A 22294-nucleotide genomic window follows, 5' to 3' on the forward strand; every position below is an offset into this window, starting at 1 on the left:
CCATTCAGCCGTGCACGCGCTGGGTCAGGCCCTTCAGGAAGTTGCGCAGCAACTGGTCGCCGCACGGGCGGTAGTTGTCATGGCCGGCCTTGCGAAACAGTGCGCTGAGCTCAGGTTTGCTGACGGGGAAATCGACCGATTTCAAGATGGCGTGCAGGTCGTCCTCTTTCAGTTCGAAAGCCACTCGCAGCTTCTTCAGGATCTGGTTGTTGGTAACCGGCAGTTCGACAGGTTGTGCCGGACGGCTTTCATCCTTGCCGCGACGGTAGATGACCAGGCCGTCGAGAAAGTGCGCCATGACCCGGTCCGGGCAGCGCACAAAGCCTTCCTCTTCTTCTTTCTTCACATAGGTCGCCAGGACGACAGGGTTCACGTCCAGGCCGGTCAAACCGATGATCTCGGCCATCTTGGCGTCATTGACTTTCAACATGTAGCGCAGGCTGCGCAGGACGTCATTGTGGTTCATTGCTGCAAAATCCTGTTCTCGTGCCGCACGTCATCGCACGGCCTCTCACTTAGAAACGTTCAGTGCCCATCAGGTAGCGCCATTGGCCCAGCGCCAGCTTGCCCATCGAAACACCGCCCAGGCGTATGCGGCGCATGCCCAGCAACTCCAGGCGCAGGTAGGCGCACAGTTCGGAAATCTGGCCGGGTTGCGGGTTTTTCAGCACCAGGCGCAAATGGGTTTCGTTCTGCCAGCTGGCCTTGGCCTTGGGCAATTCGCGGTCATTGCGGGTCACACCGCGTGCCAGGCGCTCGAGCATCTGGGCACTGGCTTCACCGCGCACCTGGACCACGAACTCCTGTTCAAGCTTGCGCAGGTCGGCGTTGATCTTGCGGGTTACCCGCCAGTCCTGGGTAAACACCTGCAAGCCGCTGGCACCCGGTTCCAACGGTGCTACACAGGCCTGGCGGGTGAAATGCCCGTGCAAGGGGCGCACGCCTTCGCGATGGGCCTCGCTGAGGCTGGTCATGTTCAGGCCAAGCCGGGCAGTTTCGTTGTCCATGCCCGCGCCTTGGTGGAGCAGCAGCGTGACCGGCTCCAGGCTCTCGGCGCGCGCGCCGGGCAGCAGCTCGACGTGCTGCTGCTCGACCTTGAACTGCGGTTGCTCGACCACCACGCCGTCGACCGTCACCCAGCCTCCTTCGATATACAACTCAGCCTCGCGGCGGGAACAGCCAAGCTGCTCGACAAGGCGTTTGGACAGACGGACGGGTTCGGACATGACGACGATTCGCAAAGGCAAAGAAAGGCTGCATTGTACCCTTCCCGCCGGGCGAGGGGCGGGAATCTGTGTCAATCAGGCCGCGCTGTGCCTGCGCATGTGCAGCAAGGGATACGGTTGGCCCAGACCGTCCTTGGGCGAACGGCCCACGATCTCAAAGCCCTGGTGCAGATAAAAGCCCAGCGCCTGGGTGTTCTGCTCGTTGACGTCGAGGGTCAGGGCGTCCAACGCCTGCACCGCATGCTGCAGCAATTGTTTGCCGATACCTCGGCCATGCCACTGCGGGTCCACGAACAACATGTCGATGCGCCCGCCTGCCACGCCGATGAAACCCTGGATGCTGCGATCAGGCCCACGGGCACAGACCAGCATCACCGCGTCCAGATACCGCCGCAGCACCTTGTCGCGCAGCAGCACGATGTAGGGTTCGGGCATAAAGGCGTGCGTCGCACGTACCGCGTCTTCCCATACGCTGACCAGCCTGGGGTAGTCGCTCAGGTGAGGCGTTTCCAGGGTCGAGAAGGTGCGCATCGGGTCCTTGCTCCAGTGGCCGTCAAAACAAGGATAGATGCTGGAGGAGGGCGCGACCCGGGGCGGGCCGCGCCACTGCGACAGGAGGCAGGCAGGGCGCCCTGTCAGATGGGCTCTGCCCACATGTCGTATTCGTCGGCGTCCACCACGCGGCAACGTACCTTGTCGCCAGGCTTGAAGCCGTGGTTGCCATCGATGAAGACACTGCCGTCGATTTCTGGCGCGTCGAAGAAACTGCGGCCCACCGAGCCTTGCTCTTCGACCTCGTCGATGAGCACGTCGATTTCCTTGCCGATGCGCATCTGCAGGCGGGCGGCGCTGATGGCCTGCTGGTGCGCCATGAAGCGGTCCCAGCGATCCTGTTTGACGTCGTCCGGGACGTCGGCCAAGCCCAGGTCGTTGGCCGGGGCACCTTCGACAGGCGAGTACTGGAAGCAGCCCACGCGGTCGAGTTGGGCCTCGGTCAGCCAGTCCAGCAGGTACTGGAAGTCTTCCTCGGTTTCGCCTGGGAAGCCGACGATGAAGGTCGAACGAATGACCAGCTCCGGGCACTGCTCGCGCCACTGCTTGATGCGGGCCAGGGTCCGGTCTTCGAAGGCCGGGCGCTTCATCGACTTGAGCACCTTGGGGCTGGCGTGCTGGAACGGAATGTCCAGGTACGGCAGGATCTTGCCGGCAGCCATCAATGGGATCACATCGTCGACATTGGGGTAAGGATACACATAGTGCAGGCGCACCCACGCACCCAGGCTGCTCAGGGCCTCACACAACTCGAGCATGCGGGTCTTGACCGGGCGGCCGTTCCAGAAGTCGGTCTTGTACTTGACGTCTACGCCGTAGGCGCTGGTGTCCTGGGAAATCACCAAGATTTCCTTGACCCCGGCCTTGACCAGGCGCTCGGCCTCGCTCAGCACGTCGCCCACCGGGCGGCTGACCAGCTTGCCACGCATCGACGGAATGATGCAGAAGCTGCAGCTGTGGTTGCAGCCTTCGGAAATCTTCAGGTAGGCATAGTGGCGCGGCGTCAGCTTGACCCCTTGCGGCGGCACCAGGTCGATCAGCGGGTTGTGGTCCTGACGCGGCGGCACCACTTCGTGCACGGCGTTGACCACCTGCTCGTACTGCTGCGGGCCGGTCACCGAAAGCACGCTTGGGTGCACATCGCGAATGCTGCCTTCCTCGACACCCATGCAGCCGGTGACGATCACCTTGCCGTTTTCCTTGATGGCTTCACCGATCACTTCAAGCGATTCGGCCTTGGCGCTGTCAATGAAACCGCAGGTGTTGACCACCACCACGTCGGCATCCTCGTACGTTGGCACGACTTCATAGCCTTCCATGCGCAACTGGGTGAGGATGCGCTCGGAATCGACCAGGGCTTTGGGACAACCCAGGCTGACGAAACCGACCTTGGGGGTGGCGGGCGTGGTGGACATGACTAACCTCGGCGTTGAATACAGGTCGCCCAGCGTTGATCGGGGGCGACCTTGACGGGCGCTTTTGGCGCCTCTGATCAAAAAGTGCGCAATTCTAGCGAGCGATGGATCGATTGACCAGCAGAAATACGACGAACGCTGCGCTATGCTTCGCGCCGTTACGCCAGGCCCGGATGGGCGAACTGGCATGCACGCTGACAACAGTGGCCCTGAGGGCCTTTTGCGGGAGTGGTCGATGGTTCAGGCAAGCAGTCACGCCGAGGGCGGGCACGCAGCGAAGCAGGGGGCGACCCGGTCGCTGGGCCTGCTGGTGGCGGCGGTCGGGGTGGTTTATGGCGATATCGGCACCAGCCCGCTGTATACCCTGAAGGAAGTGTTCACGGGCGGTTATGGGGTGCAGGTCAACCACGACGGTGTGCTGGGAATCCTGTCGTTGATCCTCTGGTCGCTGCTGTGGGTGGTGTCATTCAAGTACGTGGTGTTCATCCTGCGTGCCGACAACCAGGGGGAGGGCGGCACCATGGCCCTGACCGCGCTGGCGCGGCGTGCCACGGCTGCGTATCCGCGCCTGCGCACCCTGATGGTGATCTGCGGTTTGATCGGCGCCTCGCTGTTCTATGGCGACAGCATGATCACCCCGGCAGTCTCGGTGCTCTCGGCCGTCGAGGGCCTGGGCCTGGCCTTCGATGGTATCGACCATTGGGTGGTGCCGGTGTCGCTGGTGGTGTTGGTGGCACTGTTTCTGGTGCAGCGCCACGGCACCGAGAAAATCGGCAAGCTGTTCGGCCCGGTCATGGTTCTATGGTTCGTGGTGCTGGCCGCGCTGGGGGTCCATGGCATCGCACAGACGCCCGAAGTGCTCCGCGCCTTCAACCCCGGTTGGGCGGTCAACTTCTTCATCGTCCATCCTGGCATGGGCGTGGCCATCCTCGGCGCGGTGGTGCTGGCGCTGACCGGTGCCGAGGCGCTCTATGCCGACATGGGGCACTTTGGCCGCAAGCCGATCGCACGGGCCTGGTTCGCCCTGGTGCTGCCGGCACTGGTGCTCAACTACTTTGGCCAGGGCGCCATGCTGCTGCAAAACCCCGAGGCTGCGCGCAACCCGTTCTACCTGCTGGCGCCCAGCTGGGCCCTGCTGCCGCTGGTCGGCCTTGCCACCCTGGCCACCGTGATTGCGTCGCAAGCGGTAATATCCGGCGCCTTCTCGCTCACCCGACAGGCCATCCAGCTGGGCTACATCCCGCGCATGCACATCCAGCACACCTCCAGTGACGAGCAAGGGCAAATCTACGTGGCGGCAGTCAACTGGACGTTGATGGTGGGCGTGGTGCTGCTGGTGATCGGCTTCGAGTCCTCGGGCGCTTTGGCCGCAGCCTATGGCGTGGCCGTCACCGGGACCATGTTGATGACGACCATTCTGGTGGCGGCAGTGATGTTGTTGCTGTGGAAGTGGCCGCCGATCCTGGCCGTGCCCCTCTTGCTGGGCTTTCTGTTCGTTGACGGGCTGTTTTTCGCCGCCAACGTTCCGAAGATCGTCCAGGGCGGGGCCTTCCCTGTGCTGGCAGGCGGTGTGCTGTTCCTGCTGATGAGCACCTGGAAACGTGGCAAGCAAATTCTCGTCGAACGTATAGACGAAGGGGCGCTGCCACTGCCGCTGTTCATCAGCAGTATCCGCATCCAGCCGCCGCACCGGGTGGAGGGCACGGCCGTGTTTCTCACCGCCCGCTCGGACGCCGTGCCCCATGCGTTGCTGCACAACATGCTGCACAACCAGGTGCTGCACAGCCAGGTCGTGTTGCTGACGGTGCTCAGCGAAGATCGACCTCGCGTGCCAGAGCAGGAGCGATTCGAGGTCGAGGCCTATGGCGATGGCTTCTTCAGGGTGGTCCTGCATTTCGGCTTCATGGATGAGCCGGACGTGCCGGCGGCGCTGAAACTCTGCCACCTGGACGAGCTGGACTTCACGCCCATGCGCACCACCTATTTCCTGAGCCGCGAAACCGTAATCGCGTCCAGGCTCGAAGGCATGTCGCGCTGGCGAGGCAACCTGTTCGCGTTCTTGCTGAAGAATGCCAACGGCAATTTGAGGTTCTTCAACCTGCCGCTCAATCGGGTAATCGAGTTGGGTACTCAGGTCGAGATCTGAAAAGGGCAGGGGAGGCGCTGAGGGCATTCCCCTGGGGCCTAGTGATGTTTGCGGCGATGCGCAGATACTGGGGCTGGTGCGCAGCCCATCGCGGCCGGTCCGGCGCCCCGGCGAGGCCGCTCTGACACTGACCGCGTAACGCCTGAGTCAGTAGCTTCACAGGGCTTTGCAGGAGCAACTGTCTGGCACCGCCCCTGACAGCTAGCAGATTTCCGGGTAGGAGCGGCCCTTGTGCCGCGATGGGCCGCAGCGCGGCCCCGGCAATATACGCTGCGAAGCTGAAATTTAAGGGCTGCTGCGCAGCTTATCGCGGCATGAGGTCATGCAGGGGGGCAGGGTAACCCCTGATTCGCGCTATCAGAGCCACCCGCTCGACCTGACCCCAGTGCCTGCTGTCCTTACCCAACCCTCAATTCTGCTCGGCCACACTCGACTTGCCCTGACGGGTCTCGATCTCATCGATCAGCCGCTTGGCCAGGGCAGGGTAGTTTTCATCGAAGTGGTGCCCGCCCGGCAGTTTCAGACGCTCGCCCACGGCGGTCTTGTCGGTGCAACCGCTTTCGTCGCTTTCTTCCACCCCGTATACGCACACCACTTTCGCAGCCGGCAGCTTGGCCATCTCAGGTCCAGTGGGCGCCTCTTGACCTTCCTTGCCCAGCCAGCCTTCGACTTCGATCTCGAAGCTGCCGCTGCGGGCAAAGGCCAGCAGCATGACAGCGTCAACCCGTTGCTGGTCTTCAGCCGGCAGGCGATTGTAGATGGCAGGCAGTACGTCAGCACCGAACGAGTACCCCGTCAGGACGAAACGCTTGGTCCCCCACTTCTGCCGATAGTGGTGCATCAGTTCGGACAGGTCGGCAGCACTTTGCTCCGGTGTCTTGTGTTGCCAGTAGTAGCGCAGGGTATCGATGCCCACCACCGGATAGCCCAGCTTGGCCATCTCCCCGGCCACGTCGCGGTCCAGGTCGCGCCAGCCGCCGTCGCCGGACAAGAACAGCGTGACGGTATCGGTGGTTTGACCGGCAGGGACCTCGACCACGGGAATCGCCAGTGCGTTGCCATCCTGGCCCACCAAGGCCTGGGTCAGCTGTGCCTTGAGCACTTGCGGCAGGTGGATGTCATAGTCGCTGATGCTGGTTTCGGCATTGTTCTGGTCACGCACGAAGGCCGCACTGGCATCGTCCGGATTATCGTTCCACGCCACGCTCCAGTGGCCGTGGGGCGCGGTCTTTGGCAGCGGTACCTGACACCCTGGCTGCTCGACCGTAAAGCCCACGGAAATTGCCCGGGCCTTGTCGTCGTTCTGGCTCGCCAGCCAGCGCCAGGCTTGGGTGGCACCCGGGCCAATGCCGGCGACCAGGGTCGGTTTGCTCGGCAACTGCGCCAGGGCCGTGTCCATGGCTTGCTGCTGCTTGGCGCAATCACCGGCAGGCAGCACCACTTGCACCAATTGCGCTTCGGCCGCCTGGCCAAGGTCCAGCAACTGCTTGTGGGTCAGGGCCTGGTCCTGTGGCACGCCGATCGCCACCCAGGCGGTGGGGTGCACCCCTGGGGTAACGCGGGTGATGCTGGCATCGTTGATTTGAAGTTGCTCAAGCTGTGCCTCAGGCGCCGGCCGCGTCCAGAACCAGAACGCCGTGGCGCCGGCCAGGGCGGCCAGCAGCAGGGTGATCAACGGGTAAAGCCAAAAGCGTCGGGTCATCAGCGTTTCACCAATCCAGTCAAGCCGCCGGCAATCAGGGCGGCAGTGTCGGCCAGTGCCACCAGCGGGTCGAGCCCGGCAGGCACGGCCATGTAGCGAGGTTCCCAGTCAGGCTGGAACTTGTCCTTGAACCGGCGCAGCCCCTGGAAGTTGTAGAGTTGCTCGCCACGGCGGAACACCATCGAGCCCAGACGCTGGGTCAAGGGCGCACCCCGCCGTGGTTGCAGCCCCGACAGCGGCACCATGCCCAGGCTGAACCGGCCGTAGTCATGGCTTTTGTAATGCAGGATCAAGCCAATCATCATGAACTCCATGGTCAGCTTGGGGGCCTCCGGGTGTGCACGCATCAGGTCGAGGCTGGCCAGCTCGTTGCTGTGGGTCTCGAGCAGGTTGGCAAAGGCCACGGGGCGGCCTTGGAAGCGAATCAGGGCGATACGGAAGTGCTGCAGGTAATCCGGGCTGAAACGGCCCAGCGAAAAGCCCTTTTCGCGAACGTTCTTGCCACTGAGCCATGCATCGGAAATTTCCTTGAGCTCAGCCAGCGGCGCATGGCCTGGCTCATGGATTTCCAGGCTCAGCCCGTCACGGCCGCCTCGGTTCCACGTGTAGCGCAGGTCCTTCATTTCCTTGCCTTTGGCATCGAGGTCGAAGCGGCGCAGGTCGACACGGGCTTCCTCGCCCAGCTTCAGGGCAGTCAGGCCGATGTCCATGTAGAACGGCAGGTTCTCTGCGCGCACCTGGTAAAACACTGGTCGAGCATGGTGCAGGTCGCACAGGTCGCGGAACTGCCAGATCATCTCGGCACGCTCCTGGGCCGGCCCGATCGGATCGTACAGCGCAACCAGACTACGACCACGGCGGGCATACATCAGAAACGCGTTGTCCCGGGGATGGAACAGCAGCGCCTTGTCGCCGGTCAGGGCCAGGCCGCCATCAGGCTGGTCGGACGCCTGCAGAATACGGTGAGCCCGTTGCAGTTCGGCTTCATCGGGCAGGTGGATCACCGGCGGTGCGGTGCGCAGCAACCAGGTTAGCGCCAGCGCTGCCAGCAGCAAGGCACTGCCCATCGCCGCACGCAGGCCACGGGGGGCATCGGCGTCCAGGGTGAACTGCCACCACAGTTGATGGCTGTAGGGCACATCCTGGTAGGCGAACAACAGCAGCCACACCGAGGCGCCCACCGCGCAGGCACTGGCCACCAGATACACCGGCGAGAACGGCAGTTCCATCAAGCGGCTGGGCCGATAGAACGAGCGGCGGAACAAAGCCAGGAGCGCGGCCGTGAACGTCAGCAGGCAGGCCTCTTCCCAGTCGAAGCCCTTGAGCAGCGAAAGCAATGCCCCCACCAGCAGCAGCACCGTGGTCAGCAGCCACGCGGCCGACAGGCGCCGGCGCAGGCCTTGGGCCAGCAACAGGCACAGCACGCCGATCAGGCTGGCGCCGAAGTGGGAGGCATCGATCAGCCGATGGGGGATCAGAAAGCCCATGTGCTCAAGGCGGGTATCGATCTCGGGCGTGGCGCCGGAAAACAGCAATACCACCCCCGAGAGGAAGACCATGATGGCCAGGATAGGCGCTGCCAGCCCAGAGGCAGCCTTCATGGCCTGCCGCGCGAACAGCAGACGCCGGGCTTCGTTGGCCAATAGCAGGACGCAGGCCAGCAGAAGGGGCAGCACCACATAGATGATGCGGTACAACAGCAATGCGGCTGCCAGCGGGGCAGCGCCCAATTGGTTGGCGAACGCGGCCAGCAGGATGGCCTCGAACACCCCAACACCACCGGGCACATGGCTGAGCACACCCGCGGCCAGCGCCAGTAGGTAGACCAGTACGAAGGCGCCGAAGGGGGGCGCTTCGGGCAGCAGCAGGTAGAGCACGGTGGCCGCGGCGGCCACGTCCAGGGCCGTGATCAGCAGTTGCAGGCCAGTCAGCCGTGCGCCGGGCAGTCGCAGCGTGCGCCGGCCCAGTTGCACCAACAGGTTGTCAGGCACTGGCTGCTCGGCCAACCGCTTGCGATACAGGCCAACTGCCAATAAGGCGCAGGCGGCCAGGACGGCAACCGCAACGCCAGCCAGCAAGCCCTGCGGCAACCGCAGGGCAGTCGAGGCGGCAGGCAGATTGCTCAGGGTGGCCAATGCCGCAAGCGGTGGCAAAGCACAACCGAGTGAAAGGCTGGCGAAGACCGTCATGCGTGCGACTTCGCCCGCGCCCACGCCTTGGCGTGCATACAGCCGGTAGCGCACCGAACCGCCGGATAGCATGGACAGGCCGATGGCATTGCCGATGGCAAAGGCGCTGAAACCACCCAGTACCAACGTTCGCGCAGGCAGCTTGACCCCAGCGTAGCGGCTGGCCGACCACTCGTAGCCCAGCAGGATCACGAAACCGATCACGGTCGCCAGCAGCGCGCCAAGCAGTGACTGCACTGGCACTTCGAGCATGGCATCGTGCAAGGCATAGATGTCCAGCTCGCTCAGCAGGTGGCGGCAGGCGATCAAGGCCATGGTGAACAGCACCAGCGTCACCGCCAGCCCAATCGGCTGACGATAGCGGCTTATCCGTTCAAGCAAAGGCAGGCGCTGCACGGCTCCGGGCAGCGCTGTGGCCAGCGGCACCGAAGGTTCAGGGTTCTGAGCGGTCATGGATTACCTCGGGCGTCAGGCACGAGGTGAAGAAGAGGCGCGGCCAAGTGAAAGTCCCTTTGGAAAACGTATCCAATATTACTCCGGCCATGGGCGCTTAACAGCCCGGCAGGGGTTAAAGATAGTTCATCCACGCAAGGGTAGCGCCCGCCGCTAATCGGGTATGCGCCAAGGCATGCAAGCGTCGCTTGCAAGTAAGGGGGTAGAAACGAAAAACCCCGCGCGTATCGCTACGCACGGGGTTTGTTCTGACGAATATGGTTGCGGGAGCCGGATTTGAACCGACGACCTTCGGGTTATGAGCCCGACGAGCTACCAGACTGCTCCATCCCGCGTCAGAGGTGCGCATTCTACAGCGAAGCGCATTGGTGTCAAGCGTTTAATGAAGCGCGAGGCCAACGCTTGAACAGAGCAGGGCGCATCCATGCTTACCCTGTTGCCGTTTGACAGGCAAAGAAAAAGGCCACTGCGTTAACAGTGGCCTTTTCTTGAACTTGGTTGCGGGAGCCGGATTTGAACCGACGACCTTCGGGTTATGAGCCCGACGAGCTACCAGACTGCTCCATCCCGCGTCTGTGGGGCGGATTCTACAGCTTCAGCCGGTGGTGTCAAGTGCTACTCATTGATTTAGCGAGGTTTTTTACGAATTGCTTTTCGCGCGCGCAAAGAAAAAGGCCACTGCGTGAACAGTGGCCTTTTCTCGAATCTGGTTGCGGGAGCCGGATTTGAACCGACGACCTTCGGGTTATGAGCCCGACGAGCTACCAGGCTGCTCCATCCCGCGCCTGTGAAATCGAATTCTACGGATTTATCATGCAGTGTCAAGCAAATAGTGTGAAAAGCCCTTTTTGTTCAATCCTTTAGGTGTGTAAGGCGCGGGCTTGGGTAGCGCTCATGCAGTGAATGCCGGCGCTGCCCAACCATGCCCATGCTGTTTGAACCTGAAACCATGCGCTATTATCTGTATGAATTTACAGTGCTTATGGTCATACATGTCCCTGCGCAAGATCATTCACGTCGACTGCGACTGCTTTTATGCCGCCATCGAAATGCGCGACGACCCTCGTCTTGCAGGTCGTCCCATGGCAGTGGGCGGGTCGGCCGAAAGGCGTGGGGTCATCGCCACGTGCAACTATGAAGCGCGTGCCTACGGGGTGCGTTCTGCAATGTCGTCCCGTCACGCCCTCAAGTTGTGCCCGGACCTGCTGATCGTCAAACCTCGCTTCGAGGCTTACCGTGAGGCTTCTCGAGAGATACATGCCATCTTTCGTGACTACACCGACCTGATCGAGCCGCTGTCGTTGGACGAGGCCTACCTGGATGTCAGCGAAAGCCAATGGTATGCCGGCAGCGCTACACGCATCGCCGAAGACATCCGTCGGCGCGTGGCTCGTACCCTGCACATCACCGTCTCGGCCGGGGTGGCGCCCAACAAGTTTCTGGCCAAGATCGCCAGCGACTGGCGCAAGCCCAATGGCCTGTTCGTGATCAAGCCTGATGAAATAGAAGCGTTCGTGGCGGCGCTGCCGGTCACCCGTTTGCACGGTGTGGGCAAGGTCACTGCAGACAAGCTGACCCGCCTGGGGATCGAGACCTGCTCGCAGTTGCGCGACTGGTCTCGCCTGGCGCTGGTACGTGAGTTCGGCACCTTTGGCGAGCGGTTGTGGGGGCTGGCGCGTGGCATCGATGATCGCGTGGTTCAAAACGACAGTCGACGGCAGTCGGTCAGCGTCGAGAATACCTACGACACCGACCTGCCGGACCTGCCCAGTTGCCTGGCACGGTTGCCGGAGTTGCTGCAGAGCCTGAACGAGCGCATTGAGCGAATGGACAGCACCTACCGGCCGGAAAAGCCTTTCGTCAAGGTCAAGTTCCATGACTTCACCCAGACCACCCTTGAGCAGGCAGGCGCCGGCAGGGACTTGGACAGTTACCGGCAGCTGGTGACGCAGGCGTTCGCGCGCGGTGGTAAACCTGTGCGATTGCTCGGTGTAGGGGTGAGATTACGGGACTTGCGCAGCGCGCATGAACAGCTGGAGCTTTTCCCGCCGGTATAGCGTGCAGTTGAAGGAAGGTGTTGAGAGGCGCGAAAGTGCCGCTGTCATGGCGTACTTCAGGTTTATCGCCGACATGTAGGCTTCCATTATGGGGCCAGGCAGCGCGTAAGGCCTTTTAAAAGCAGTTGCCGGCGTTGAACCCACCACGGGTTCAACGCAGGTCAACCACAGGCGGCCATCAATGCCCGGGGTCGGCAACCAGTCGGCCAGTGGCTTTGGTCAAGGACTGCAAGAACTCCTGTTGCAACTCAGGATCGTTGCGCGTCAGCTCGATCAGGCTCTGCTCCAACTCACTGGCTTCCTCTTCAAGGCCCAGCTCGGACAGCCGCTTGACCCGGTGCACCCACTGGCTCACCTCATCATCTTCGAGGTCGTCGAAAATCAGCTCGTGAGCTTCACGCAGCTTGTTGCGCAGCGTGGCGCTGATCAACAAACTGGCATCACCGCGCACGGCATTGTCCTCATCGACCACTTGCAGGTGCAAGGTGCCGACGTGGTTGAGGTTCTGCTCCGAGAAGGGGCTGTCGAGCAGGTTCAGGCGCAGAATGCCCGCGCGGTCAGTGGTCAACTCATAGGTGTTCTTGCCGGCCTTGACCTCCACCAGGCGCTCGCTCCACGGCATGCTCGTGGCCTCTTCGCGCTTGGCTTTCTGCACTTCGCTGATGCCTGCGAGGTTCTGCTGGGCGCGGCCATTGGAGGGCACGTTCATGAACGGATTAAGGCCGTCCACGCCATAACTGAGCCAATCGTGGGTAATGCTCTGGGGCAGGTTGCCCAGGGCGAAGACGTTGACCACGTTGGCACCCACGCCCGCCACCACCGCCACGGCGCCCAGCGGAATCTCGTAGATTTCCCGCCAGGGTTGGTAGGGGGTGTAGCGGTCGTAATGGCGCGTCACCTCGAACTCGGTGACCTCGAAACGCTTCTGCTCATGCACGCGTACACGTCGTTGCGGCAGCTCCATCACCTTCGGCTCGCCAACGTCGATCTGCAGGGTGTGTTCGAGCAGTTTGCGCTCGACGCGCTCCTCGTGGTCGCTGCGCTGGGGCATCTGGTTGGCGCAGCCGCTGACGAGCAGGACGCCGCACAGTGCGGCGCCCTTGAGCTTATAGGTACTTCGCTTGGACATGATCACTCGTGCATTGATTATCAGCGGCGAACGCGGGCCTGCAGGAAGGTCAGCACTTCTTCGAGTGGCAACACCTGGGCATCCTGCTCGGTACGGTGTTTGTATTCCAGGTTGCCATCGGCCAGGCTGCGATCGCTGACGACGATACGGTGCGGAATGCCGATCAGCTCCATGTCGGCAAATTTGATGCCGGGGCTGGTCTTCTTGTCGCGGTCGTCGAGCAGCACTTCGTAACCTGCCGCAGTCAGCTCGGCATACAGCTTGTCGGTGGCTTCGCGAACCACTTCGGTTTCATAGCGCAGGGGTACCAGGGCGATCTGGAAGGGCGCCAGGGCGTCGTTCCAGATAATGCCTTTTTCATCGTGGTTCTGCTCGATGGCCGCGGCCACCACGCGAGACACGCCGATGCCATAGCAGCCCATGGACAGCATGACCGGCTTGCCATTTTCGCCCAGGACCTGGCACTTGAGTGCCTCGCTGTACTTGGTACCCAGCTGGAAGATGTGACCCACTTCGATGCCACGCTTGATCACCAGGGTGCCCTGGCCATCCGGGCTTGGGTCGCCCTCGACCACATTGCGCAGGTCGGCCACCTGTGGCACTGGCAAGTCACGCTCCCAGTTCACGCCGAAATAGTGCTTGTCGTCGATGTTGGCACCGATACCGAAGTCGCTCATCAAGGCGACCGAACGGTCGATCACGCATTCGAGCGGCAGGTTCAGCGGGCCCAGCGAGCCTGCGCCAGCACCAATGGCCTCGCGCAGTTCGGCATCGGTGGCCATGACCAGGGGGTCAGCCACTTGTTCCAGCTTCGCGGCCTTGATTTCGTTGAGCTCGTGATCGCCGCGCACGATCAGGGCGACCAGCTTGCCTTCCTCGGCGCCGCGTACGATCAGGGTCTTGACGGTCTTTTCGATTGGCAGACCGAAGTTTTCGACCAGTTGGGCGATGGTCTTGGCATCGGGCGTGTCGACCAGGCGCAGTTCTTCGGTAGGGGCAGGGCGCACGGTTTCGCGCGGCACGGCCTCGGCCTTTTCGATGTTGGCGGCGTAGTCGGAGCTGTCGCTGAAGATCACATCGTCTTCACCGGACTGGGCAAGGACGTGGAATTCATGGGAATAGCTACCACCAATGGAACCGGTGTCGGCCTGCACTGGGCGGAAATCCAGCCCCAGACGGGTGAACACATTGGTGTACGCCTGGTGCATGCGGTCGTAGGTTTCCTGGAGGGAAGCCTGGTCGGCATGGAAGGAGTAGGCGTCCTTCATGATGAACTCGCGGCCACGCATCAGGCCGAAGCGCGGACGGATTTCATCGCGGAATTTGGTCTGGATCTGGTACATGTTCAAAGGCAGCTGCTTGTAGCTCGACAGCTCGTTGCGTGCCAGGTCGGTGATGACCTCTTCGTGGGTCGGGCCCACGCAGAAATCGCGCTGATGCCGGTCCTTGACCCGCAGCAGCTCGGGGCCGTACTGCTCCCAGCGGCCGGACTCCTGCCACAGTTCGGCAGGCTGGATGCTGGGCATGAGCACTTCAAGAGCGCCGGCGGCGTTCATTTCCTCGCGCACCACGTTCTCGACCTTGCGCATTACCCGCAGGCCCATTGGCAGCCAGGTGTACAGGCCGGAAGCCAGTTTGCGGATCATGCCGGCACGCAGCATGAGCTGATGGCTGATGACCACTGCGTCGGCAGGGGTTTCTTTTTGGGTGGCGAGCAAATATTGACTGGTGCGCATGGTTAGCCGTGTCGATTGCCTAAGACGTTGAAATAGCCCCGCATTGTACGGGGGTGAAGCCAAGGCGTACAGGATGCCCCAGGGCGTCCTGCTTGTCAGCCAAGAAAAAGCCCGGCGCGGTCGCCGGGCTTTTCAGGTGCGAAGCGTTGCAAGCCAGGCTTACAGGATGCTCAGCGGGTACTCCACGATCAGGCGCAGCTCGTCCAGGGATGGGGAGCCGTAGTAGACGCCATCGGAGGAACGGTAGGTGGCTTGACGAACGCGGAAGCTCAGGTCCTTGGCCGGGCCTTCTTGCATCACGTACTTGATGTCGATGTCGCGTTCCCATTCCTTGCCGTTGCTGGTGGTGCCGGTGTCGGCGCCGCTGCCACGCACGTAGCGGGTCATGAAGCTCAGGCCTGGAATGCCATACTCGGCGAAGTTCAGGTCGTAGCGAGCCTGCCAGGACTTCTCGCCCTCGGCGTTGAAGTCGGAACGGGCCACGGAGTTGGCCAGGAACACGGTACCGCCACCGTCGACGCCGTAGCCATAGTCGCCGTCGCCGGTGACTTTCTGGTAGGCCAGGGTGAAGGTGTGAGCGCCGATGTTGTACGCACCGGACAGGCTGAACGCACGGTTGTCGAGCTTGGTCACGCCGTCTTTTTCGGCGCGCTGCAGGCCTTGGCCGTCGCTCTTGGTGTCATAGAAGTTGAAGTCGAACACCAGGCCTTGCTTGTCCGACAGCGGCAGCGCCCAGTTGACGTTGGCGTAGTATTTGCGCCAGTAGTCTTCCACCTTGGAGTAGTACAGGCTGGTGGACAGGCTGTCGGTGAAGGCATAGGTGCCGCCGAATACGTCGGCTTCCTTCAGGCGCAGGCTGTCGCGGTTGGTCTGCTCCTGACCGGTCAGGCTGGTGAAGCGACCGGCGTGCAGGGTCAGGCCCTTGATGTCGTTGCTGGTCAGCAATGCGCCCTGGGCGATTTCCGGCAGCAGGCGGCTATCGTCGGTGGCGAATACCGGCAGGGCGGTGAACTGGTCGCCGACTTTCAGCACGGTGTCGGAGATACGGAATTTGACCGCGCCGCCACCCTTGGAGTAGTCATCCTGCGCACGGCCGTCCGAGCCGTTCGGGAACAGGCCGGTGCCAGCACGGCCCTTGCCGCTGTCCAGTTTCAGCCCGAGCATGCCGATGGCGTCGATACCCACGCCGACGGTGCCCTGGGTGTAGCCCGACTCGTAAGTGCCCACGAAGCCGAGGCCGGTTTCTTCACGGCGGCTCTGGCCGCCTTCGTTGTTGCGGAAATCACGGCTGAAATACAGCATGCGAGTTTTGACGCTCAGCTTGCTGTCTTCAATGAAACCTTTGGACTCATCCTGCGAAGAGGCCAGTGCCATCTGCGAGGACCCCGCCGAAACGGCCAGGGCGATCATGCTCCACTTCATCACGCGCATCGTGACTTGCTCCTTTGGTTTTTTTAGGAAGAGTACCGCTGCATCCAGGTGTTCTAGTTATAGGGTGCAGCTCTTTCTTGTTATGTCGGCGAAAATGTATAGCACGCTGAAGGTCGTTGGCGATATGGCGCAAAGCACTCTGAATGGAACTTTTTGGCCGTGTCGCTGTCGGGCACTTCAGCGTCGCATCCGAGGGTGGTAACGCCCGGTGTGCAGGTGTTGCAGAGAGCATGCCGACTTGGCGTGAAGGCAATGCAACAAGCGTGCTCAACCTGGGCTTGCATTGATGAATTTTTCACGAAATTTTCAGGAAACCGTTTTAACCGCCGTAAATACGGGGGTTGGTCGGACTGGGCGTCCAGCCCGCTCATCGCGTCCATTCAGTTGGCTAGCTTGCTATCAAAGTCAATGTGTTACCGCAACATGTTAAGGCGGTGTCAATTGTGGTGGGCCAAGGCGCCAGTCAGCGTGGCGAAGCACCTTATTGGTGCGAAAAGTAGCGCTGTGTTACCGCAATCGCGCAAGGTATCCTTGCCGCCGTCTCTACCGCCACCGTGCGGGTCGCTTTGCCTGAAGGAGGTACGCCGTGTTCGTTCTTGATCCACGCTTGCAGCAGGACACTTGGGTGCTGGGCGATTTCGCCCTGTGCCAGTTGCTGCTGAGCCGAGATGCCAACTACCCCTGGTTCATCCTGGTGCCCAGGCGTGCCGAGGTCAGCGAATTGTTTGACCTCAGCCTGGCTGAGCAGCACCTGCTCTGGCAGGAAACCACACAGCTTGCCGAGGCACTCAAGCGCAGCTACGGGGCCGACAAGATGAACGTGGCGACGTTGGGCAATGTGGTCAGCCAGATGCACATGCATGTGATCGTTCGCCAGCACGATGATGTGGCCTGGCCTGCACCGGTCTGGGGCAAATGCCCGGCCGTGGCCTATACCGACGCACAAGTACAGGCGGTACGCGCCCGCGTGCGAAATCTGCACCTTGAAGGTTTCCAGGAGGCCGCCCATGTCGCTTGAGCCAAGAATGGTCGAGCTGGAAACGCGCCAGGCATTCCAGGACGACACCCTGCAGGCGCTCAACGATGTGGTGGTCGAGCAAGGGCGCGTGATCGAGCGGCTGCAGTTGCAGATGGCCGAGCTGATCAAGCGTTACGAGGAGATGGCGGGTCAGTATGGCAGCGAGGGTGAAGAGGCGCCGCCGCCTCACTATTGATCATCGGGTCGTCAGGCCTGTCGCAGCCTTGGGCTGAGCGACAGGCCTGGTTTGAACGTGTTTAAGTCTGCTCGCCTGTCAGCGGCGCGTGACGGCGACCACGTCCTCGGCCTGCAGGCCCTTGTCGCGGTGCATCACCGAGAACTCGACGCGTTGACCTTCTACCAGGATGCGATGGCCTTCGCCGCGGATGGCGCGAAAGTGCACGAAGATGTCATCGCCTGAGTCCCGGGAAATGAACCCGAACCCCTTGGACGTGTTGAACCACTTGACCGTGCCCGTATCTCGGTTGCCGGCCTCGGTCAGTGGCTGTTGGCTGCTGCGTACCTTGCGCGCGCCCTGGGCAAAGCCTGCGCCCAGGTGCAGGGCCACAGCCAGTGCGGCGCACACCAGCGCCGCCAGGTTGCCAAGCTCTGGTCGAGCGAGCACGGTAAGGGTTTGAAGTACCACAGCCACCACCAGCAGGGCACAGGCTAGATATTGCAGTTGCTGCCTGGCACCTCGGTAGTACAGCGGTACGACAGGGGCCAGGATCAGGTTGAGCAAGCCGAACAGGGCCAGATAGACCGCGTCGGGTTGTTGCAGGAAAGGCGTTGCCTCGGTTTTAAGACTGGGAATGAACGCTAGCAGCAAGGCTGCCGCGCCTGTCACCAGGTGGACGATCTTGAACATGGGATTGGCTCACATTGATTGAAGCTGATCACGGGAAGAGCTGACGGCCCGGTGCGCATGAAGTGTTGGCGCGAACACGTGGCCTTCTGCCTATGCATTCGGCAATTACAGTCCGCACGAATGGCACGCTGCCTATTTAACCGTAAACCTGCAGGGTACTCAAACTGCCACCCGGCGCCCTGCCTGCGGCCACCTGGCAGAGGCACGGCGCTCAGAGTGTTGCTAAAGTGGTCGGCACCCGCTTGGGTTTCACGTTTTCTGAAGGGGAGCATCATGGCAATCGATATCGGCATCAGTGAAGAAGATCGCAAGTCCATCGTCGATGGGCTTTCCCGCCTGCTTTCAGATACCTACGTGCTGTATCTGAAAACCCACAATTTCCATTGGAACGTCACCGGACCCTCGTTCCGTACCCTGCACCTGATGTTCGAGGAGCAGTACAACGAGCTGGCGCTGGCGGTGGACGCCATTGCCGAGCGCATCCGCGCCCTGGGTTTCCCGGCGCCTGGGTCCTACGCGTTCTACGCCAAGCACTCTTCCATCAAGGAAGAGGAGGGGGTTCCCCCAGCCGATGAGATGATCCGGCAACTGGTGCAAGGGCAGGAAGCGGTGGTACGCACTGCCCGCAGCATCTTCCCGGCAGTGGACAAGGTCAGCGATGAGCCAACCGCCGACCTGCTCACCCAGCGCATGCAGGTGCACGAAAAGACCGCATGGATGCTGCGCGTACTGCTCGACGAGAAATAACCGGGCCATGCCGGCAGGCCTTTCCAGGGTGACTGGGCGGGCCTGCCGCTTTCTGTGCGGGAAGGGTTTGCCGCTGCTCTGCAATGGCCCGTTCGGCGCTTGATACACCCCTTGGTTCAATCATCAGGAGGTGTGCAGATGGCTCAGTCTGGGAAACGGACGGCAGGTCAGGGGCGCTGGCCCGGCAAGCAATGCGTCGACCCATTCACGGCAGATTTCGACATGCTGCAGACCCAGCCTGTGTCTCGCTCGGTGCGGCTCAACGGTTTTTCCACCTGCCTGCGCCTCGAGGCCGTGTATTGGGGTATCCTCGAGCGCATTGCCGCTGCCAACCAATGCTCGGTCAGTGCGGTGTTGTCCTATGTAGACCGTGAGGTGCACCTGCGCCAAGGGGGCGTGCGCAACTTCAGCGGCCTCATACGGGTGATCTGCGTGGCCTGGTTGCAGCAGCCGCCGACGTCGCACTGATCGCCCGGCGGGCTGCGCAGCGCTGGTTAACCATATATAATCCCGCCTTTTGCTGCCCAGGCAGCCAGCGTTATGGTTGACGAGAGACATCCATGCCCCTTTACGACTATCAATGTGCATCCTGCGAGCATCGCATGGAAGTGCTGCAGAAAATCAGCGCCGCGCCGCTCACCGACTGCCCGGCCTGCCAGGCGCCGGCGATGAAGAAACTGCTGTCGGTGCCCGGCTTTCGCCTGAGCGGCAACGGCTGGTACGAAACCGACTTCAAGACCGGTGCGAAAAAGAATCTGGCAGGCGGCGACAAGGCCGACTGAGTTGAATGCTATGACCGGGTCTTGCAGTATTAGCCCTCCGGGCGGCCAAGGCCTCCATCGAATACACGAATCACGAGAAGCGAAACCACCATCATGATGCGCAGCCATTATTGCGGCCAACTGAACGAGAGCCTGGACGGCCAGGAAGTCACCCTTTGCGGCTGGGTCCATCGTCGCCGGGACCACGGCGGGGTGATCTTCCTCGACATCCGTGACCGCGAGGGCATGGCCCAGGTCGTTTTCGATCCGGATCGCGCCGACACCTTCGCCGCAGCCGACCGTGTGCGCAGCGAGTACGTCGTGCAGATCACCGGCAAGGTCCGCCGTCGCCCGGAAGGTGCTGTGAACAGCAACATGGCCTCCGGTGCCATCGAAATCCTCGGCTATCAGCTCAACGTGCTGAACGAAGCCGAAACCCCGCCGTTCCCGCTCAACGAATACTCCGACGTTGGTGAGGAAACGCGTCTGCGCTACCGTTTCATCGACCTGCGTCGTCCTGAGATGGCCGACAAGCTGCGCCTGCGCTCGCGCATCACCAGCAGCATTCGACGCTTTCTCGACGAAAACGGCTTCCTCGATGTGGAAACGCCGATTCTGACCCGCGCCACGCCTGAAGGCGCGCGCGATTACCTGGTGCCAAGCCGCACCCACGCCGGCAGCTTCTTCGCCCTGCCGCAGTCGCCACAGCTGTTCAAGCAGTTGCTGATGGTCGCCGGTTTCGACCGCTACTACCAGATTGCCAAGTGCTTCCGTGACGAAGACCTGCGTGCCGATCGCCAGCCAGAATTCACCCAGATCGACATCGAGACCAGCTTCCTGGACGAGTCCGAGATCATGGGCCTGACCGAGAGCATGATCCGCAAGCTGTTCAAGGAAGTGCTGGACCTGGAGTTCGGCGAATTCCCGCACATGACCTTCGAGGAAGCCATGCGTCGCTATGGCTCCGACAAGCCAGACCTGCGCATCCCGCTGGAACTGGTCGACGTCGCCGACCAGCTCAAGGACGTGGACTTCAAGGTGTTCGCCGGCCCTGCCAACGATCCTAAATGCCGCGTCACCGCGCTGCGACTGCCAGGCGGCGCCAGCATGCCGCGCAGCAAGATCGACGAGTACACCAAATTCGTTGGCATCTACGGTGCCCGCGGCCTTGCCTACATCAAGGTCAACGAGCGTGCCAAGGGCGTTGAAGGCCTGCAGTCGCCGATCGTCAAGAACATCCCCGAGGCCAACCTCAACACCATCCTCGACCGCGTGGGCGCCGTTGACGGCGACATCGTGTTCTTCGGTGCCGACAAGTTCAAGGTGGTCAGCGAAGCGCTGGGCGCCCTGCGTATTCGCCTGGGTCACGACTTCGAACTGTTCACCTGCGAGTGGGCGCCGATGTGGGTCGTTGACTTCCCCATGTTCGAAGAAAACGAAGACGGCAGCTTCACCGCGCTGCACCACCCGTTCACCGCGCCCAAGTGCACGCCCGAGGAACTGGAGGCCAACCCGGCCACGGCCCTGTCCCGTGCCTATGACATGGTGCTCAATGGCACCGAACTCGGTGGCGGTTCTATCCGTATCCACCGCAAGGAAATGCAGCAGGCCGTGTTCCGCCTGCTGGGTATCGAAGCGGCGGAACAGGAAGAGAAGTTCGGCTTCCTGCTCGATGCCCTGAAGTTCGGTGCACCGCCTCACGGTGGCCTGGCCTTCGGCCTGGATCGCCTAGTCATGCTGATGACCGGCGCCCAGTCGATTCGTGAAGTGATTGCCTTCCCGAAAACCCAGAGCGCTGCGTGTGTCATGACCCAGGCACCGGGCATGGTCGACGCCAAGGCATTGCGCGAGCTGCACATCCGTCTGCGCGAGCAGACCAAGGTCGAGTAATCGGCCCGGGCGCAGCCGGCGGTTGCGCCCACGCGCTTCGGCGCAGTCTTTCCACGTTCCGCCCTTCGGGGCGGAACCTGTTTCTGTTACAAGGATCGGGAGTCGTTATGGCGGGTCATTCCAAGTGGGCGAACATCAAGCACCGCAAAGAGCGCCAGGATGCCAAGAGGGGCAAGGTATTCACCAAGTGGATCCGCGAGCTGACGGTCGCCGCCAAGCAAGGCGGCCCGGACCCTGCCTCCAACCCGCGCCTGCGCCTGGCGCTGGACAAGGCACTGGGTGCCAACATGAGCCGCGATATCATCGATCGCGCGGTGGCCCGTGGCGCCGGCACGAACGAAAGCGACAACGTCGAAGAGCTCAGCTATGAAGGTTACGGGCCGGGCGGTGTGGCGATCATGGTCGAGGCCATGACCGATAACCGCAACCGCACCGCTGCGGCAGTGCGCCATGCCTTCACCAAGTGCGGGGGCAACCTGGGCACCGACGGTTCGGTCGCCTACCTGTTCGAGCGCAAGGGGCAGATCAGTTTTGCTCCGGGCGTGGAGGAGGATGCCTTGATGGAGGCGGCGATGGAGGCCGACGCCGACGACGTGGTGGCCCACGAGGATGGCTCGTTTGACGTGTTCACCTCGTTCAACAGCTTCTACGCCGTGCGCAATGCCTTGGAAGAGGCCGGCTTCAAGGCGGCCGACGCCGAAATCGTGATGCAGCCGACCACCAGCGCCGAACTCGATCAGGAGGGCGCCGAGAAGGTACTCAAGCTGATCGACATGCTCGAAGACCTGGACGACGTACAGAACGTCTACTCCAATGCGCAGATTTCCGACGAGATCATGGAAAACCTCGGCTGAGGGCTTTCTGGCGCACCATACTGACGCCTTCGGGCGTTTGTACAGGCCCTTTCGCAGGGCGTCCGTGGCACAGGTGGCAGCACTGGCGACCTGGCCAGGGGGTTGACCTGCGAAAGGGCC

Annotated in this window: 19 protein-coding genes and 3 tRNA genes; 9 read left to right on the forward strand and 13 right to left on the reverse strand. The window is 62.0% G+C overall.

Annotation, left to right across the window (positions count from 1 at the left end; genetic code table 11):
- Positions 1-4 precede the first annotated feature (4 nt).
- The 4 genes from NMB38_RS05455 to rimO all read right to left on the reverse strand — a co-directional run bounded on the left by NMB38_RS05455 (position 5) and on the right by rimO (position 3193).
- Positions 5-466: a YehS family protein gene (locus tag NMB38_RS05455; RefSeq protein WP_027914201.1), complete on the reverse strand. Its 462-nt coding sequence runs from the start codon at positions 464-466 to the stop codon at positions 5-7.
- A 49-nt stretch (positions 467-515) separates the two neighbouring features.
- The gene (locus NMB38_RS05460) at positions 516-1226 is read right to left on the reverse strand and encodes an rRNA pseudouridine synthase (RefSeq protein ID WP_023536258.1); all 711 of its coding nucleotides are present in this window, start codon (positions 1224-1226) and stop codon (positions 516-518) included.
- 75 nt (positions 1227-1301) lie between these two features.
- On the reverse strand, positions 1302-1757 hold the full coding sequence (locus tag NMB38_RS05465) for a GNAT family N-acetyltransferase (RefSeq protein WP_111475395.1): 456 nt from the start codon (positions 1755-1757) through the stop codon (positions 1302-1304).
- Positions 1758-1861: 104 nt separating this feature from the next.
- Positions 1862-3193, reverse strand: a complete 1332-nt coding sequence (gene rimO / locus NMB38_RS05470; RefSeq protein WP_023536322.1) for a 30S ribosomal protein S12 methylthiotransferase RimO — start codon at positions 3191-3193, stop codon at positions 1862-1864.
- A 235-nt stretch (positions 3194-3428) separates the two neighbouring features.
- On the opposite strand from rimO, the gene NMB38_RS05475 reads away from it, so the two are divergent.
- Positions 3429-5339 (forward strand): potassium transporter Kup, encoded by a 1911-nt coding sequence (locus NMB38_RS05475; protein WP_027914203.1) that lies wholly within the window; start codon positions 3429-3431, stop codon positions 5337-5339.
- Positions 5340-5748: 409 nt separating this feature from the next.
- Here NMB38_RS05475 and NMB38_RS05480 read toward each other — a convergent pair whose 3' ends face one another.
- The 5 genes from NMB38_RS05480 to NMB38_RS05500 all read right to left on the reverse strand — a co-directional run bounded on the left by NMB38_RS05480 (position 5749) and on the right by NMB38_RS05500 (position 10467).
- Positions 5749-7041 carry a virulence factor family protein gene (locus NMB38_RS05480; RefSeq protein ID WP_104925898.1) on the reverse strand — a complete coding sequence of 431 codons (1293 nt, stop codon included), beginning with the start codon at positions 7039-7041 and terminating at the stop codon, positions 5749-5751.
- Positions 7041-9683, reverse strand: coding sequence for a bifunctional lysylphosphatidylglycerol flippase/synthetase MprF (gene mprF, locus NMB38_RS05485; RefSeq protein WP_027914205.1), 2643 nt, complete (start codon positions 9681-9683; stop codon positions 7041-7043). Before mprF ends, NMB38_RS05480 begins: the two co-directional genes overlap by 1 nt.
- A 258-nt stretch (positions 9684-9941) precedes the next feature.
- Positions 9942-10018 (reverse strand) — tRNA-Met (locus NMB38_RS05490).
- 160 nt (positions 10019-10178) lie between these two features.
- Positions 10179-10255, reverse strand: a tRNA-Met gene (locus tag NMB38_RS05495).
- 135 nt (positions 10256-10390) lie between these two features.
- Positions 10391-10467 (reverse strand) — tRNA-Met (locus tag NMB38_RS05500).
- A gap of 208 nt (positions 10468-10675) precedes the next feature.
- Here NMB38_RS05500 and dinB point away from each other — a divergent pair.
- Positions 10676-11740 (forward strand): DNA polymerase IV, encoded by a 1065-nt coding sequence (dinB, locus tag NMB38_RS05505; RefSeq protein ID WP_088523113.1) that lies wholly within the window; start codon positions 10676-10678, stop codon positions 11738-11740.
- Between the two features lie 178 nt (positions 11741-11918).
- On the opposite strand, the gene NMB38_RS05510 is transcribed toward dinB, so the two are convergent.
- The 3 genes from NMB38_RS05510 to NMB38_RS05520 all read right to left on the reverse strand — a co-directional run bounded on the left by NMB38_RS05510 (position 11919) and on the right by NMB38_RS05520 (position 16036).
- On the reverse strand, positions 11919-12869 hold the full coding sequence (locus NMB38_RS05510) for a hypothetical protein (RefSeq protein ID WP_027914207.1): 951 nt from the start codon (positions 12867-12869) through the stop codon (positions 11919-11921).
- A 20-nt stretch (positions 12870-12889) separates the two neighbouring features.
- Complete coding sequence (locus NMB38_RS05515; protein ID WP_027914208.1) at positions 12890-14605, reverse strand: proline--tRNA ligase; 1716 nt, start codon at positions 14603-14605, stop codon at positions 12890-12892.
- 159 nt (positions 14606-14764) lie between these two features.
- The gene (locus NMB38_RS05520; RefSeq protein WP_027914209.1) at positions 14765-16036 is read right to left on the reverse strand and encodes an OprD family porin; all 1272 of its coding nucleotides are present in this window, start codon (positions 16034-16036) and stop codon (positions 14765-14767) included.
- 586 nt (positions 16037-16622) lie between these two features.
- Between NMB38_RS05520 and NMB38_RS05525 the strand changes: the two genes are divergently transcribed.
- Both NMB38_RS05525 and NMB38_RS05530 read left to right on the forward strand, forming a co-directional pair.
- Positions 16623-17054, forward strand: a complete 432-nt coding sequence (locus tag NMB38_RS05525) for an HIT domain-containing protein (RefSeq protein ID WP_028687382.1) — start codon at positions 16623-16625, stop codon at positions 17052-17054.
- Positions 17044-17250 carry a SlyX family protein gene (locus NMB38_RS05530; protein ID WP_027914211.1) on the forward strand — a complete coding sequence of 69 codons (207 nt, stop codon included), beginning with the start codon at positions 17044-17046 and terminating at the stop codon, positions 17248-17250. Before NMB38_RS05525 ends, NMB38_RS05530 begins: the two co-directional genes overlap by 11 nt.
- A 78-nt stretch (positions 17251-17328) precedes the next feature.
- On the opposite strand, the gene NMB38_RS05535 is transcribed toward NMB38_RS05530, so the two are convergent.
- Positions 17329-17922: a cold-shock protein gene (locus tag NMB38_RS05535; RefSeq protein ID WP_027914212.1), complete on the reverse strand. Its 594-nt coding sequence runs from the start codon at positions 17920-17922 to the stop codon at positions 17329-17331.
- A 273-nt stretch (positions 17923-18195) separates the two neighbouring features.
- Here NMB38_RS05535 and NMB38_RS05540 point away from each other — a divergent pair, with 273 nt between their 5' ends.
- The 5 genes from NMB38_RS05540 (at position 18196) to NMB38_RS05560 (ending at position 22174) form a co-directional block, all read left to right on the forward strand.
- Positions 18196-18669, forward strand: a complete 474-nt coding sequence (locus tag NMB38_RS05540; protein ID WP_023536324.1) for a Dps family protein — start codon at positions 18196-18198, stop codon at positions 18667-18669.
- 138 nt (positions 18670-18807) lie between these two features.
- Entirely contained in the window at positions 18808-19137 is a 330-nt protein-coding gene (locus NMB38_RS05545) for a ribbon-helix-helix domain-containing protein (RefSeq protein WP_027914213.1), read from the forward strand.
- A gap of 92 nt (positions 19138-19229) precedes the next feature.
- The gene (locus tag NMB38_RS05550) at positions 19230-19451 is read left to right on the forward strand and encodes an FmdB family zinc ribbon protein (RefSeq protein ID WP_023536249.1); all 222 of its coding nucleotides are present in this window, start codon (positions 19230-19232) and stop codon (positions 19449-19451) included.
- A gap of 93 nt (positions 19452-19544) precedes the next feature.
- Positions 19545-21320, forward strand: a complete 1776-nt coding sequence (gene aspS, locus NMB38_RS05555; protein WP_027914214.1) for an aspartate--tRNA ligase — start codon at positions 19545-19547, stop codon at positions 21318-21320.
- Between the two features lie 107 nt (positions 21321-21427).
- Positions 21428-22174 carry a YebC/PmpR family DNA-binding transcriptional regulator gene (locus tag NMB38_RS05560; protein WP_023536325.1) on the forward strand — a complete coding sequence of 249 codons (747 nt, stop codon included), beginning with the start codon at positions 21428-21430 and terminating at the stop codon, positions 22172-22174.
- The last annotated feature ends 120 nt before the right edge of the window (positions 22175-22294 follow it).

It is taken from the genome of Pseudomonas sp. FBCC-B35, assembly GCF_059133755.1.